The following is a 14,949-nucleotide window of genomic DNA, read 5'->3' as shown; positions in this document are numbered from 1 at the left end:
GTCTGATCCTCCTTTTTTCTGTCAGTTCTTATTTTTTATTAATTCTTCTTATTTCCTGCCTGTCTTTTGACTTCCGGTATCCGGAGGGCGACACTCCCATGATCTTTTTAAAGACCTTGCTGAAATAGTATACATCATTAAAGCCCAGTGTGTCAGAAATTTTTTGCAGGGGCAGATTGGGAAACTGCGTCAGCAGTTCGCATGCCCGCTCGATTTTCAGACGGTTGAAGTAATCAATGGGGGTGATGTTCTTATATTTCTTAAAAATGCGGCACAGGTAGACTTTGGAGACGTTCATCTCATCTGCCAGAAGCTGAAGCGTGATGGTGCGGGAAAGGTTATCCCGGAAATACTGCTCGATCTTCTGTACCAGCTGCCCTCCGCTTAGGGAATGTTCTTCACTGCTCTTTTCCGGGGAGAAAAGCCCGGTCACAAGCTGGGAGAAGTTTACGGCAAGTTCCTCGAAACCGGAGGAGAAGCAGTAAATGTTCTCCACATAGAAGACGGGATCAAGCTGTCGGTCCTTTTTCGGAAAGTTCTGATTCAGCGCTTTCAGAATGTAGATGAGATCTGCCTGGCATGCCACGACGGTTCTGCGTTTTTTCTTCCATTCCCCGCACAGCCGCATCATGTTGGACTGGAGGAGCTCCTGGTCGTTCTGGCGGATCAGGAGAGTCAGCAGTTCGATGAAATCCGTCAGATTTTCCGAGGCGGAGGCGGGCGGCAGGGTGTGGTAACAGCCGCTTTCTCCGAGGACGGCGTTGCGCACGCATCCCCTGCGGGCTGCCTGGATGTTGTATGTCAGCGCATCGGCTCCGCTGAACAGATAGAAGGCTGTCACCGGGAATCCGATCTTCCCGGCCAGTTCCGGGACCAGCTGTTCCAGGAGGACAGCGCCTTCTTCCCGGGTGTGCTCCGCCGAGTTGAGCAGGATAATCTTTTCGTTGCTGAAGATTCCGTCAAAGCAGAAGACAGAATAACCCGGCATTTTTGCGGACAGAAAATCATACATCTTTGTCCCGGATATATGTCCGGTCACGGGATGGAGAAGATTCTCCGAATTGTTCAGCGGCGCGCAGAAGATCATATACACGAGGATAAACTGGTCGTTGGAGGTTATGGACTCAAGACTGAACTTCTCATCCCCGATCAGAAAAGAGTAAATATTTTTATGTACATACTGCTCTTCCAGTTTCTTCCGGCAGTTCTCCAGACATTCATCCAACTCGGCAAGTTCCACGGGCTTGAGCAGATAGTCTTCCACGCCAAGACGCATGGCCTGTTTTGCATATTCGAATTCCTGGTATCCGCTGATGATGACCGGGAGCGCGGTGACGTTTTCTTCGCGCATTTTCTGGATAAGTGTAAGCCCGTCCATGTCGCGCATACGGATGTCCGTGATCACTACGGCAGGTTTTGTCTCGATGATCTTCGGAAGTGCCTCGGTCCCGTCTTTGGCGGTCCCTACGATTTCATAATCCTTCTGGAGATCCAGGATCTTCCGGGACAGGGTCCGCAGGGCAAACACTTCGTCCTCTACAAGAAATATTTTCATTTTGCGTCTTTCTCCTTTCTCCGGATGCCGATTTCAACAAATGCTCCCGGCCCGTCCGTGTTGTTCCCGAAAGAGAAACGGAAGCCGCTGCGGTACAGAATCCGGCACCGGATATATATGTTGCTGATTGCAAGACTGCCGATCTTGCGGTTTACGATATCATTCTGGTTGGCGAGATCTTCCTCGCATTTTTCCAACTGCTTCCGGATCCGTTCCAGGCTCTCCTCCGTGAATCCGGATCCGTTGTCCGTAATCCGGATAGTCCAGTCCTCCGGCGTCCCCTGAATTGTTACCCGGACCACAAAGTGGGAGACGGAAGAGCGGAACCCGTGTTTCACACAGTTTTCGACCAGGGGCTGCAGGGTGAACTTGGGCAGCGTCTCTCCCAGGAGGCATTCATCTGCTGTCACGTGGATGTCCATCGTGCCGTCATAGCGCTTCTGGATCAGAAAGGCGTAGTTGTTCAGGTGTGCAACCTCGTCTTCCACGGTGTAGATGTCTTTCGTAAAATCCGAAATATACCGCAGCATCCTGGAAAAGCGGATACACAGTTCCGAAGCTTCCAGGTCTCCGTTCATGTAGGCCACACATTCGATCATGGAGATCGTATTGTAGATGGTGTGCGGGTTCATCTGCGACTGCAGCGCCAGATAACTGGCACGCTCTTCGTTGGCGCGGCTCTGGATGCTGACGTTGATCGCATTTTTCAGATGCCGGAACATATTCTGGAAGGACTGGTTGATGCTCTCGATCTCCTCGATGTTGTAGCGGTGAGGCAGCTCCAGGGAGAGATTGTCCAGGGAGACCTCGCTGAGTGCGCTGTTCAGGTCGCCCAGGGGAGCGACGAGCCTGCGGGTCAGCACACGGAAGAGGATCAGAACGATCACAATCAGTACAAAAAATACAAAGATTGTCAGGAGGATCGCCTCCACTCCGAATGGGACAAGGGAGAGCACAGGACAGCTCAATACGACGGTCCAGCCCGAGTAATCCGATGTCGCATAGGAAATCTGCGTTCCGTTCTGTATAAAACTTCCCTCGGAAGATCCTTTTTCCGATACAGTCTGATAGATCTCATATTCTCCGGATTTTTCAGCGGGATAGATCAGCCCGCCGTCCGGAGAGAAGAGAAGCACTTCCCCGGAGATGTTTTCCAGGGAACAGATCTGCTCGATATTCCCGTACTCGTTCTGCACTTCAATAATGCCGTAATTCTTCCGTCCGTCTGTAATCGCGCGGGTCACGGAGTAGACGAAAGCTCCCTGGCTGGAGAAACTGTCCGCGTGAACCGGCAGGATAATCTTTTCCCCGTGTGCGGCAAGAATTTCTTCCTTCCACGGATAGGAAGCGACTGCGTTTTCTATAAAAGACGGATTCTCATCCGATTTCGTCAGGGTATAATAGGTGTCGTCGTTAAATGCGATGATCCGGTAGGTGGAGAGATCCGGCGCGTCCAGCGTCAGAAAATAGTTCAGCACCTCATTGTAATACAGGGGAGAACTGGAAGTGTTTCCCGAATCCGCCATAATCTCCATGAAACTGCGGCTGAAGAGCAGACCGTTGATGATGCGGTCCATCCCCTCAAGGGAGGAATCAAGCTGAGACTGGATCTGGGAGACGAGTTGGCCGCGGATCTCCACATTCCGCGAGTACTGCTCCCGGTAGATAAAGCCAAGCGCAATGCCGAAAACCAGGGTGAGGAAGAGGAGAAATGCAGCGGAGTAAGTAAAAAAGAGCTGATTGAAATATTTATGTTTCTTTTTGCTTTCCTTTTTCATTTTCAGCTTCATCTCCTTTTCCCTTGAAGGTAAATGCAGAGTTCGTTCTGTTCTGGTTCCGTCATCCTTCAATTCTAACATCGGGTATAATAAAAAGCAAACAAACCGGAGGAAGGTTTAACAATTTGCAAAAAGAGGTTTACTATTTTACATTCCTCGCCCGATTTTAATGGGATATATTTTTTATATGAAGAAAGAAGGGAAAACAGGATGATGAAAAAAGTGAAAAAGATAATGGCGGGAATCGTTCTGGCAGCGGTCATCTGTTCCCTGGCCGGAGGGTGCGGCAAAGAGCAGGATCCTGAGAAAGAAGAGCCGGTTACGCTGACAATGATGCTGCCGCAGTCCCACTATAAGGACTTCTTCAGAGATGAGCTTGCCAGATTTGAAGAAGAATATCCCCGGTATCATATCGATGTGCTGAGGATCCCTGACAATCAGTGGATTGAGGTGGTGAAGACCAAAGCGGTTACCGGGGAGCTGACGGACATTATCCGGATCGACAAAGGACTGATGGAAGATATCGGTGCGGAGAAGTTTGTTGAGATGGGGGAAGAGGAAAGCTGGTACGGACGTGTCCGGGAAGAGCAGCTTGAGAACAAGAAGATCGGCGGCAGGCTTTACGGACTGCCGGTGGGATCATCCAGCAGTGTTGGGCTGATCTATAATAAAGAAATCTTTGACGGGCTGGGGATCGCAGTGCCGAAGTCCATGGATGAGTTCTACCGGGTGTGCGGCCTGCTTCAGGAGAACGGTTACACACCGCTGTATGTTTCCGACAAAGACGCATGGACCGCTACGATCGGATTTTCCGCGTCGGTCTCCCAGATTATGACGGATGAGGATTATGAGAAGCTGATGAGCGGGGAGATGCGCTGGGACAATGAACGGTACTGTTCCATCCTGGAAGATTTTGCGGCCCTTCGGACGGAAGGGTATACCAATCCGGACTATATTGAAGCTACCTACGACAGCGCGGTGCAGGCAGTGGCTTCGGGAAGTGCCGCCATGTACATGTCCGGACAGTTTTTTATCAATGATGTTCAGGAACTCAGCCCGGAGATGGAGCTGGGAATGACAGCGGTTCCATACCGGGGGGATGTTCTCACAGTCAAAAGCGGGGAGGGGATGTTTGCCGTGTCTGCAAAGTCACCCCATATCGAAGAGGCGAAAGTGTTTCTCGACTGGTTTTCTTCCGCTGAAAATATGAACGAATTTAACGCAGGGTGGAACCATATGCCTGTGTTCAGGGATCAGGAGATGGCCATGCCCCGGTGGCAGGAGGAACTTTATGAGGAATATATCGAACCGGGGAATACGGCTCTGGAGATTAACGAGCGGTTCAGCGGCATTGACTTAAGCAGGCTCTGGAGTCTGCAGCAGGAGATGTTCACCGGACAGATCAGCGCACGGGAAGTCCTCGCAGAGTGGCAGGAGGAGTTTGAGAGGCAGGTAAGCGCGATACGGCAGTGACGGTACACGGGCGCAGACGCGGCAGGGAGGCGGCAGTACGGCAGACGGAAACCCGGTTTAATATTTTCCATTACGGTCAGATACCAATTCACATTTTCCAAAAGAAATTTTGGCGATAAAATAAAGCCATCAAAACGAAAGGGAAGATAACTTCCCGGGGAAAAATCGAAGGAGGTATTTGATTTATGAAGAAGTACAAAAAAGTACTGGCAGCAGCGATGGCCCTGACAATGGGACTTGGAATGGCAGGATGCGGGAGCAGTTCCGATGAGCCGAAGGAAGATGCGGACAAGCAGACAAATGAAGGCACAGAGGGCGGCGACGATCTCTCCGGAACACTGGTCTACTGGTCCATGTGGAACGATACAGAGCCCCAGGGAATGGTATGGCAGCAGATCATCGACGGATTCATGGAGGAACATCCGAACGTGAAAGTGGAAGTCCAGTGGTGCGGCCGTGACAACAAGAAGGTGCTCAAACCGGCACTGGATGGCGGCGAGACCATCGATATCTTTGAGTATCCGCTTGAGATCGACTTAAACGACTATGTGCTTGACCTGACAGATTATGTGGACAAGGCATATCAGGCCACGGACGGAAAGAAACTTTCCGAGATCGTTCTTCCGAGCCTTCTTGCTACACCGAAGAGCATGACAGGACTTGATATCCAGCCGGCAGTGGGATACAAACCGTGGATGTCACTGTTCATGTACAATAAGGCGATCTTTGATGAAGCGGGAGTTACTGCAGAACCGAAGACATGGGAAGAACTCGATGCGGCATGCGCGAAGATCAAAGAGGCAGGATATGTGCCGATCACATTTGACGATGCTTATGCATCCTGGCTTCCGGGAATGTACCTGGCAAGAGAAAAAGGCCAGGAGTGGGTACAGCAGCTTGTAAACGACAAGACAGGCGAGATGTGGAAAGACGAAGCGGTCGTAAATATGGCGAAAGCATATGAAGACTTTGCAAATAAGGGATACTTTGACGCAAATGTAGGCGGAAACAAATACCCGGCAGGACAGCAGGACATCGGAAGCGGAAAAGTCGCTATGTACTACAACCTGACAGGCCTTACGACAGAAGTCTCCTCTGTGACAGGACCGGACTTCAAATGGGGCGGATTCTCCTTCCCGGATGTTGCTGACGGACAGAACAAATGCGGTGTAGAGGACCCGGCAGGATGTACGATGCTCGCTGTAAACAAGAACACAGCGGATCCGGAACTTGCCATGGAATTCATCGCTTATGCGCTGAGCCCGGAGATGGACCAGAAGATGGTGGATGAGGCAGGTACGACACCGGCTACAGTAGATACAGCATGGCCGGCAAGCCTTGAGAGCATGAAGGGCGTATTCGAGTCCAATCAGGTTGCACTCAACAGCGGCGCTGATATCACATCCAACCCGGATATCGCTCCGACGATTCAGGAGAACTTCATTAAACTTGCTTCCGGACAGATCACGGCAGATGAGTTTGTAAACAATATGGCTGCTGCAGCAGCACAGTAAAGTGCAGCGCCGGCCATGAAAGCAATCGGTGGAAGAGGGGATTGATGAACCTCTTCCATCTTTATGTAAACAGCTTTTAAGAAGTAAACAGGTTTTATGTTTGAGAAAGGACTGACAGAAAATGAAGAAAAAACAATGGTTTGCGATCCGTTTCCTGACGCCTGCAGTCCTGGTTATGATCGTGATCTTCCTCTATCCTGCGGTGAGGACGATCATGATGAGTTTTAACCAGGTCGGATTCATCACCGATGAGATGAGCAGCTGGGATTTCGTCGGACTGGATAAATATGTGAAGGTCATTAACAGCCCGCTGTTCCGGCAGGCAATGATCAACTTTATGAAGATCTGGATCATCGGGGGTATCGTGATCCTGTGTCTGGCTATGTTCTATGCGGTCATTATCACTTCCGGAATCAAGGGAAAGAACTTCTGGAGGGCAATGCTGTACCTGCCCCACATCATCAGCTCGGTAGCGCTGGTTGCAATGTGGCTGCAGTATGTGTTCAATAACCAGTACGGTATGCTCCGCAAGCTCTTTACTTTCCTTCACTGGGACTACATGGCGAACTTCCAGTGGACGTCTCCGGAGCATCTGTTCCTTGCCATGATGATCGCATACGGTTTCGCCGGGGTTGGATTCTACATGCTGATCCTGATCGCCGGGATCGACGGAATTCCGGCAGACTACTACGAGGCGGCGCGGATCGAAGGCGCAGGCGGCTGGCAGCAGTTTACAAGGATCACCCTTCCGCTTCTCAAGGATATCATCAAGAGATGTATCGTGCTGTATTCCGGTGCGGCAGCAGGATTCTTCGTCTACTCAAGCCTGTTCTCCTTCAACACGGAAAACGCCACGGTAACACCTATGATCTATATGTATGAAGTCGTATTCGGAAGCAACGCCGGAACCGCGAGCACGGAACTGGATGTGGGCGCGGGCGCTACGGCAGGCGTTCTGATCATGGTACTGATCCTGATCGTAAATACCGTTCTCAACCGGCTGATTCCGTCGGAAGAGGCAGAGTAGGAGGAAATGAAGATGAAAGTTCAATATAAAGAAAAACACAGTCTGAAGAAAGAAATCCGTCATCTGCCGAAATATATCCCGCTGGCGATCTGGCTTATATTTACCGTGGCGATGATCGGCTGGATATTTATCGCGTCCTTAAGTACCACGAGCGAGATCTACAACGACGGGCTGCTTCAGAGCGGACTTCACTTTGAGAACTATCTGAACGTGCTTCAGAGACATAAACTCGGTACATACTTCCTCAACAGTATTATCTACTGTGCGGCAGGCTGCGCGGGCGTGATCCTGATCGCTTCCCCTGCGGCGTATGTGCTGGCAAGGATCCAGTTCAAAGGAAAGAATCTGGTAAATAATATTTTCGTTGTGGGTATGTCCATCCCGTCGGTTATGCTTGTCATGCCGCTCTTTAAGATGGCGACATCCCTCGGTCTTGTAGGTTCCAGATGGGTGCTGATCATCCTATACATCTGTGTGAATGTGCCGTTCGGCGTGTTCTTCCTGTCCGGATTTTTTATCTCCCTTCCGAAGGCACTGGAGGAAGCTGCGGAGATCGACGGATGTACTCCGTCCAAAGCGTTCTGGAAGATCATGTTCCCGCTGGCGCAGCCGGGTATCGTGACACTGACGATCTTTAACTTCATTACCATATGGAATGAATATTTCATGGCCCTGATCTTCGCAAACAAGACAGAGCTGCGTACCGTCTCCACCGGTCTGCAGGCGATCGTGCAGTCCATGAAATACTCCGGCGACTGGGCGGGACTGTTCGCGGGCGTCATCATCGTATTCCTGCCGACATTTGTGTTGTATATCTTCCTGTCGAACAAGATCATCGCGGGAGTTACTGGCGGGGCAGTGAAGGAGTAAGAATCAGGCCGGACGCCCTGCTGTGATGCCTGACATTGCCGCGGCGGCCGCGCTTGCGCTCGGGATCGTAACGCAGCGGTACTGGTTCCATTGCACAGAGTGTGTAATTTTTACTATGGACATCCATCCCAATTTTGATTATTCTATACATAGTAATCTCCTTTTGTATGCGGTAATCCCTGTTACCTTTTTTGTTCAAACCTTAGTATACAGGTAAATCCGCGTTGTTACAAATGTGAGGTCACTTCATATTATCTAAGGCCGCAAAGGACGTGACCTAAGTGCCGGCGTTCCGATACGGGCCTTCGCGGCAATGCAGGCATCACAGCAGAGCTGTTCGCCTGAGAGGGGAGAAGAGTGGAAGATTTAGAAGGAACAGATGAAAAGAGGAATGTTGGGAATAGAGGGGAGAGTGGAAAATGAGAAAGGTTGGAAAGCAGGAGTTCATGGAGGCATGGATATGGAATGGTTGAGAAGAATGGTGGAAATATTCGGCGTGGATGACGCGGCGGGAATCGCGGACTACTGCCGGGAAAAATGGGCGGAGGATGTGGAGCATGTACTGCGTACTGCGGACGATGCCTGTGAAAATACGTTTCTCTTTGACTTCCGGTGGGATATGGAGCGGACCTGGGAGCCGGTGCATTTTGAAAAAGAGATTGACTGGAGCCTGATTCCCCGGGGAGACCGGGAATTCCTCTGGCAGTTTAACCGGCACCGTTTTCTGCCCTGCCTTGCGCAGGCTTACCGGTTCACCGGGGTGGAACGCTATGCGGAAAATTATGTGCGGCTGATGTCCGACTGGATTGACCGGGCAGAGCCGGGAGAAAATATTGATCTGGGACCGTGGAGAACGCTGGAGACAGGAATCCGTGCGGAGACCTGGCTTACCTCCCTTCCGCTTATACTGGACAGCCCGGCAGCGGATGAGAATTTTCTGAAAAAAGTGGAGGGGGCTCTGAGAAAACACCAGACAAGGCTGATGGAACATTTTCAGCCCCACAAATATATCAGCAACTGGGGCGTCCTGGAGGGATGCGGACTGCTGCTTCTCTCCGCTGTCCTTCCGGATTCCGGGGAATGTATGGAGGAGGCGCTCAGAAGACTTACCGAGACGGCAAAGATACAGGTGCTTCACGACGGTATGCAGTGGGAACAGTCGCCCATGTATCACAATGAGGTATATCACTGCTTCCTGACCGCATTCTACTACGGGGAGCGTGCCGGCATAAAGATGCCGGAGGAAGTCCGCAGTGCGGTAAAACGGATGGCGTATGTGGACTATATGTGGAAGAAACCGGACCACACACAGTTCGCCCAGGGCGACAGCGATGCTTCTGATTTAAGAGACCAGATTACTGCGGGGGCATACGTGCTTGGAGACGGTGTGCTCAAATCAGGCGGATTCCCGATTCTCGATTATGACAGTGTGTGGAGATTCGGACTGGCGGGAGCAGAAAAATATGCTTCCATTCCCGCGGAGAAACCGGATTTTGTATCCGCAGAGCTTCCTTTCGGAGGAAACTATTATATGAGAAGCGGGTGGGATGATAAGGCGGATCTGCTTCATTTCCACTGCGGCGAGACCGGCGGCGGACACGGCCATGCCGACAAGCTCCATATAGACCTGGTGATCGGCGGGGAGGACGTTCTTGTGGATTCGGGGCGTTTTACCTATGTGGACGGCCCGGAACGATTCCGGTTCAAGGAGGCGTCCGCGCACAACACGGTTCTTGTGGATGGAAAAGGTTTCGCAGAGTGTGAGAATTCGTGGATCTATCAGAATCTCTGCACCTGCATGAAACAGCAGTACTATGAAGGAAAAACGGGAAGTTTCGTGGAGGGCAGCCACCTTGGATACTGGGAGAAGGGAGTGCTTGTGAACCGGAAAATTGTGTGGATCCGTCCGGATATCTATGTGATCGCCGACGATTTCCATGCGCATGGGCAGCATACATACGACAGCTTTTTCCATTTTGACGGGAACGGGACTGTGGAAATAGAAGAACAGCGCGTTCATTTTACCGGAAGGGACGCGGAAGCTTATCTGCAGTTTATCAGTTCCCTGCCGGAAGAATATGTACTGGAAGATACGGAGCAGTCCTGCTATTATAATGAGAGGCATCCCAACAGGACCTGCCGGCTGAAAATGCAGGCGGAAGGCTTCTGCCGCAGGATAACGGTGATTAACGGAGGCAGGAAGGGAGTCGTACATCCCGTGAAGATCGAACAGATCCCGCTTCATTCCGTGGTAAATGAGATCGATTATCCTGCAGAGCAGGCAGAAGGACTTCGGATCACGGACGGGGAAAGAGAATATGTGCTCTTCCTCTGCCATCAGGAGGTTATGACTCCAACGGATATCCTGAAGTGGGAAAACTGTCTGGGACACGGAAAGGCTGTGCTGTTTGACCGCACAAATGAGAAAGAGAAGATGATCAGCGGAGAGATCCTTGCGTGGTAATCACGCAGGAGAGGAGGGCGGAACACATGAAACGTCAGACCCATAAGATCAGTTTTCAAAATGTTGAGACCTTCTGGCATAATGCGCTTCCTGTGGGAAACGGGAAGATCGGGGCAATGGTGTATTACAGTGAGGGGAAACTCCGGATTGCCCTGAACCATTATGACTGTTACTATCATATCCTCTACAGGGAGAAAAAGGAAGGAACATTCGATGATCCGGCGCGCAGGGAAAAGACATTTCCCGAGATAAAGGCGCTTGTGGACGAGGCGAGAAAGCAGCCGGATTTTGACCGCAGCCATTATACCCGCACCCTGAATCCGGCGGCGGATACGGGGAGACCGGTATATGGCGGAAGCAGTTATCCGCAGGGGGGAGAAGCTGTTTTATCTTTTTCGGAAAAAGTGGACATGGAACATTCCTCCCTGGACCTTTCTGTTGAGGAGGCGAAGATCCGTTTTACCGCAGGAACGGGAAAGTACCGTGTGGGGGCGGAGATCTGGGCGGCTCCGGAGACGGATGCTGTCATGGTCAGCCTGACCCAGACGGAAGCCGGACTCTGGGAGAATACGGACCTGTGGCGGCAGGAAGGCCGGGGGCAGGAAGCTTATGTCTATGAAAAGAAGCACGATCCGGAATGTCTTCGGATGTGGTGCAGATTTGCAGAGGATGGACAGGACTCTGGCGGGTATGTTCAGGAGACGGCGGTGTATATCGGGACAGGAGAGGAAGCGGAAGTCGGCTCAAAAATCCGATGGTCCGGTGCGGACGAGACAGATGCCATATCCGATGCAGGAGGAATTCAGCTTCCAAAAGGCAGAGAGAGGCTGACCGTGACGGTGTCCCTTCTTCCGGGAGAAGGCTGCGCCCGGAGAGCGGCGAAAGAGCTGTACAATAACAGCGCGGCGCAGGAGAATGCGCACCGGGAAAAATGGAAGAACTTCTGGAAGAGCAGCGTGAACCTTCCCGACCGGTATCTGGAAACTCTCTGGCACCTCTACGTGTATCTTATGGGATGCAGCATCAGAGAAGGAGGAAAATATCCGGAGCAGGCATGCGGCCTGAGCGGTCTGTGGGATATCCGCCGCCCCTGCATGTGGGGGAGCATGTGGTACTGGGATGTGAATATCCAGACGGCATTTTACGGGACATTTGCTTCCAATCACACAGAACAGGCGAAGGTGTTCTGCAACACATTTCTGTCTTACCGGGAGGATGCCCGCGAATTTGCAGAGAGAATCTACGGAAAGAAGGGGTGGGCTCTGGATTACCCCCATCCGCTTTATAATTGTATACAGCCCTGGTGCGCCCTGTTTCTGTGGAAATATTATGAATATACGGGGGATGAGGCATTCCTCAGGGAAAAAGCTTATCCGGCTTTTCTGGAGATTCTTGATTTTTACCGGGAGATTTCGGAGAAAGACGGGGACGGAATCCGCCATATCCGCTATGATATCTGTCCCGAACAGGGACCGGTGGCAGAGGATACAGTCATTACCACGGCTGCGCTAAAGCAGCTTGCGGCAGACGCCCTGCGCGCGGCGGAGATTCTTGACCGGCCGGAGCGCGAAAAAGAGCAGATTGGGGAACTTCTCAGCGGAATGCCGGAGTATGCGCGGACGGCAGATCAAAAGCGGTGGAAGGACTCGGCTTCTGTGCAGGATCATGTTTTCCTGCGCCATCCTTCGGTGCTGATGCCGGTGTTTCCCGCCGGAGAAGTCCATGCCGGGAGCCCGGAGCAGCTTCGGGAAACCGCGGAAAATGCCATCCGGTATGCGGCGGAAAATACCGAGGTCGGGACATTTGGATCGGAATGGATTGCAGCTGCAGCCGCCCGCATGGGAGCCGGGGAGAGCGCGGTGCGGATTCTCTGTGAAAAAGGGCTGGATCTGATGACCCATACCAACGGTCTGGGCTATGAAGAGTCGGAGCGTTTTATCAATTACTGCCATCTGACCAAACCTGCGAACTATCTTCCGGTGATGTGCGAATTTTCCGGAGGGGTGACGGAAGTAATCAATCTTCTTCTGCTGCAGGAAATTGATGGAGTGATACATGTTTTCCCCGCGATTCCCGATGGAAAGGACCGCTATGCAGCACAGAAAACCCAGTATGCTGCGGACGGGCGGTATCTGTCAGAAAAGTACGGCCCCTGGCAGGAGTGCAGTTTTGAAGGACTGCTTGCCCCCGGCGGCTTTGAAGTGTCAGCCGGGATGAGAGAGGGACGGACGGCGTGGATCCGGGTGCATTGCACAGCGGACGCCACTCTGCGAATATGGCTGCCGGAGGAAATTGGCGGACGTGTATTCTCAGGGGAAATGCATGCCGAGGAGACGGTGTGCTTTGGAGAAGCAGAACCCAGCGGCGCAAATGCACAGAAAGATGAGGAAAATTATGCCGGAGACGAGAATCCGGAGGTCCTGGTTCATCATGCAGCGCATACCCACAGGAGAATTTTCCTCGGGGAAAATGAGGACACGGAATTTTATAAGGCAGTGGACGCCTTTGTCTGTCCATACGGTTATGCGGATCAGCTTCACTATCCCATGACGCCTTATGTTTTTGACTTTACAAATGACAGAGCAAAGCAGTATGATGATGTCTATGAAAAGCAGATCGTGGAAGCAGAAAGAGCAATCCTTTCTGCCGGCGGCCCGAGACCGGTCGGAGCGGAGAGTTACAGCGCTGGCCGGGGATACGGATTTGCGGCGGGAATGCCGCGGATCGTCGGCAGGGATCTGCCGGACTCGATGAGAAAAGACTTTGCAGAGGGGACGGAAGAAACTGCTTTTGCCGTGGAGCTTCCGGCAGGACGGTACGACCTGCTGGTTATTTCGGGAGATGAAGAGGAAAGCTCCCTGACCCATCTTGCGGTCCCGGAGTGCGGGATATCCCTTCGGGGAAGCAGAAGAAGACCGGGAAGATATCAGTGCAGGACAGTTCCGGTTGTACATGAACGGGACGGAGCTCTTGAGATTGTATTCCATACAGATCCGGGGGAGAAATGGAAGGTAAATGCCATCTTTATTAATAAAATTTACAGTCGGCTGTAAAAAAACAAGTATGATTCAAGGAGACAGGATATGAACAGAGAATTGTTTCAGAACGCATTCGAAAAAGGAATGCGGATCACAGAAAATCATCTGAAAGATTTTGAGGGAGGTTTCCCGGCTCCGGCAAGTGAGCACAACCGCTATCCGAAGATTGAGAACAACGACTGGACGGCGGGATTCTATACGGGAATCCTCTGGATGTGTTATGAATATTCCGGGAAAGAGGTGTTCCGTCAGTGGGCGGAGAAGCAGCTTGAAAGCTTCCGCTACCGGATCGATCACAGAGTTGTGGTGGATCATCACGATATGGGATTTATCTACAGCCTCTCCTGTGTGGCGGCTTACAAGATTACCGGAAATGAGTTCGCAAAAGAGACGGCTCTTCTGGCAGCAGATAATCTGAAATCCCGCTTCCGCGAGAAGGGGCAGTTTATTCAGGCGTGGGGAGAACTGGATACTTCAGACAATTACCGCCTGATCATCGACTGTCTGCTGAACCTGCCGATCCTCTACTGGGCTACAGAGGTGACGGGAGATCCGTCCTACCGGAAATGCGCGGAAAAGCATCTGGAGACAACGAGAAAAGTGATCTACAGACCGGACTATTCAACTTATCACACTTATTATTTCGACCTTGAGACCGGAAAGTCGGCTTACGGCGCTACCAAACAGGGGTATTCCAATGAGTCCACCTGGTCCCGGGGGCAGGCCTGGGGCGTATACGGGCTGATGCTCAATTATATGTACAACAAGATTGACTCCATCCCGGACGAGTGGCATAAGGTAACCGATTATTTCCTTGCCCATCTGCCGGAGGACAAAGCGGCGTACTGGGATTTCCACTTTATGGACGGCCCGGAGCCCAGAGACAGCTCCGCCTCTGCGATCGCGGTGTGCGGAATCCTGGAAGCTTATAAACAGGGCGTCTGCGGCGAGAGCTATCTGGAAAAGGCGTATGAGATCCTGGAGAGCCTCGCGAAAAACTATGCGGCGCCGGAGAATGAAGAAGTCAATGGAATCCTGCTTCATTCCACATACGGAAGGCTCCTCGGAGACGGGATCGACGAGTGCTGTCTGTGGGGGGATTACTTCTACATGGAGGCGCTGATGAGAGTGCTGCGGGAGGACTGGAAGCCGTACTGGTAGGGAGAAAGAGGGAAAGAGTGCAGAAAGTGTGTGGGGTAAAAAGATTTGACACATCCTGGGGGCCTGGCT

At 51.8% G+C, this 14,949-nt stretch carries 9 protein-coding genes; 7 read left to right on the top strand and 2 right to left on the bottom strand.

Annotated features, from left to right (window positions below; all coding sequences use genetic code 11):
* Positions 1-28: 28 nt before the first annotated feature.
* Together B5F07_RS16955 and B5F07_RS16950 are read right to left on the bottom strand one after the other, a co-directional pair.
* The gene (locus B5F07_RS16955) at positions 29-1,555 is read right to left on the bottom strand and encodes a response regulator transcription factor (protein WP_087162396.1); all 1,527 of its coding nucleotides are present in this window, start codon (positions 1,553-1,555) and stop codon (positions 29-31) included.
* Positions 1,552-3,333 carry a cache domain-containing sensor histidine kinase gene (locus B5F07_RS16950; protein WP_162613159.1) on the bottom strand — a complete coding sequence of 594 codons (1,782 nt, stop codon included), beginning with the start codon at positions 3,331-3,333 and terminating at the stop codon, positions 1,552-1,554. Before B5F07_RS16950 ends, B5F07_RS16955 begins: the two co-directional genes overlap by 4 nt.
* Before the next feature lie 222 nt (positions 3,334-3,555).
* On the opposite strand from B5F07_RS16950, the gene B5F07_RS16945 reads away from it, so the two are divergent.
* The 7 genes from B5F07_RS16945 (at position 3,556) to B5F07_RS16915 (ending at position 14,880) form a co-directional block, all read left to right on the top strand.
* Positions 3,556-4,806 carry an ABC transporter substrate-binding protein gene (locus tag B5F07_RS16945; RefSeq protein WP_162613158.1) on the top strand — a complete coding sequence of 417 codons (1,251 nt, stop codon included), beginning with the start codon at positions 3,556-3,558 and terminating at the stop codon, positions 4,804-4,806.
* Positions 4,807-4,991: 185 nt separating this feature from the next.
* Positions 4,992-6,320 carry an ABC transporter substrate-binding protein gene (locus B5F07_RS16940; RefSeq protein WP_087162393.1) on the top strand — a complete coding sequence of 443 codons (1,329 nt, stop codon included), beginning with the start codon at positions 4,992-4,994 and terminating at the stop codon, positions 6,318-6,320.
* 121 nt (positions 6,321-6,441) lie between these two features.
* A complete protein-coding gene (locus tag B5F07_RS16935; RefSeq protein ID WP_087162392.1) occupies positions 6,442-7,347 on the top strand; it encodes a carbohydrate ABC transporter permease in 906 nt (301 codons plus the stop codon).
* 6 nt (positions 7,348-7,353) lie between these two features.
* Entirely contained in the window at positions 7,354-8,217 is an 864-nt protein-coding gene (locus B5F07_RS16930) for a carbohydrate ABC transporter permease (RefSeq protein ID WP_087162391.1), read from the top strand.
* A 379-nt stretch (positions 8,218-8,596) separates the two neighbouring features.
* A complete protein-coding gene (locus tag B5F07_RS16925) occupies positions 8,597-10,681 on the top strand; it encodes an alginate lyase family protein (RefSeq protein ID WP_087162390.1) in 2,085 nt (694 codons plus the stop codon).
* A 26-nt stretch (positions 10,682-10,707) separates the two neighbouring features.
* Positions 10,708-13,734: a glycosyl hydrolase family 95 catalytic domain-containing protein gene (locus B5F07_RS16920; RefSeq protein ID WP_087162389.1), complete on the top strand. Its 3,027-nt coding sequence runs from the start codon at positions 10,708-10,710 to the stop codon at positions 13,732-13,734.
* A 30-nt stretch (positions 13,735-13,764) separates the two neighbouring features.
* Positions 13,765-14,880 carry a glycoside hydrolase family 88 protein gene (locus B5F07_RS16915; protein ID WP_087162388.1) on the top strand — a complete coding sequence of 372 codons (1,116 nt, stop codon included), beginning with the start codon at positions 13,765-13,767 and terminating at the stop codon, positions 14,878-14,880.
* The last annotated feature ends 69 nt before the right edge of the window (positions 14,881-14,949 follow it).

This window comes from Lachnoclostridium sp. An169, assembly GCF_002160525.1.
GTDB classification, from domain to species: domain Bacteria; phylum Bacillota; class Clostridia; order Lachnospirales; family Lachnospiraceae; genus Mediterraneibacter; species Mediterraneibacter cottocaccae.
This window is presented reverse-complemented; position numbering and strand designations above follow the sequence as displayed.

Coding starts and splice junctions, on each gene's coding strand:
- B5F07_RS16955 (WP_087162396.1), bottom strand. CDS start 1,555: ATGAAAATATTTCTTGTAGAGGACGAAGTGTTTGCCCTGCGGACCCTG.
- B5F07_RS16915 (WP_087162388.1), top strand. CDS start 13,765: ATGAACAGAGAATTGTTTCAGAACGCATTCGAAAAAGGAATGCGGATC.
- B5F07_RS16940 (WP_087162393.1), top strand. CDS start 4,992: ATGAAGAAGTACAAAAAAGTACTGGCAGCAGCGATGGCCCTGACAATG.
- B5F07_RS16925 (WP_087162390.1), top strand. CDS start 8,597: ATGAAAAGAGGAATGTTGGGAATAGAGGGGAGAGTGGAAAATGAGAAA.
- B5F07_RS16920 (WP_087162389.1), top strand. CDS start 10,708: ATGAAACGTCAGACCCATAAGATCAGTTTTCAAAATGTTGAGACCTTC.
- B5F07_RS16935 (WP_087162392.1), top strand. CDS start 6,442: ATGAAGAAAAAACAATGGTTTGCGATCCGTTTCCTGACGCCTGCAGTC.
- B5F07_RS16950 (WP_162613159.1), bottom strand. CDS start 3,333: ATGAAAAAGGAAAGCAAAAAGAAACATAAATATTTCAATCAGCTCTTT.
- B5F07_RS16930 (WP_087162391.1), top strand. CDS start 7,354: ATGAAGATGAAAGTTCAATATAAAGAAAAACACAGTCTGAAGAAAGAA.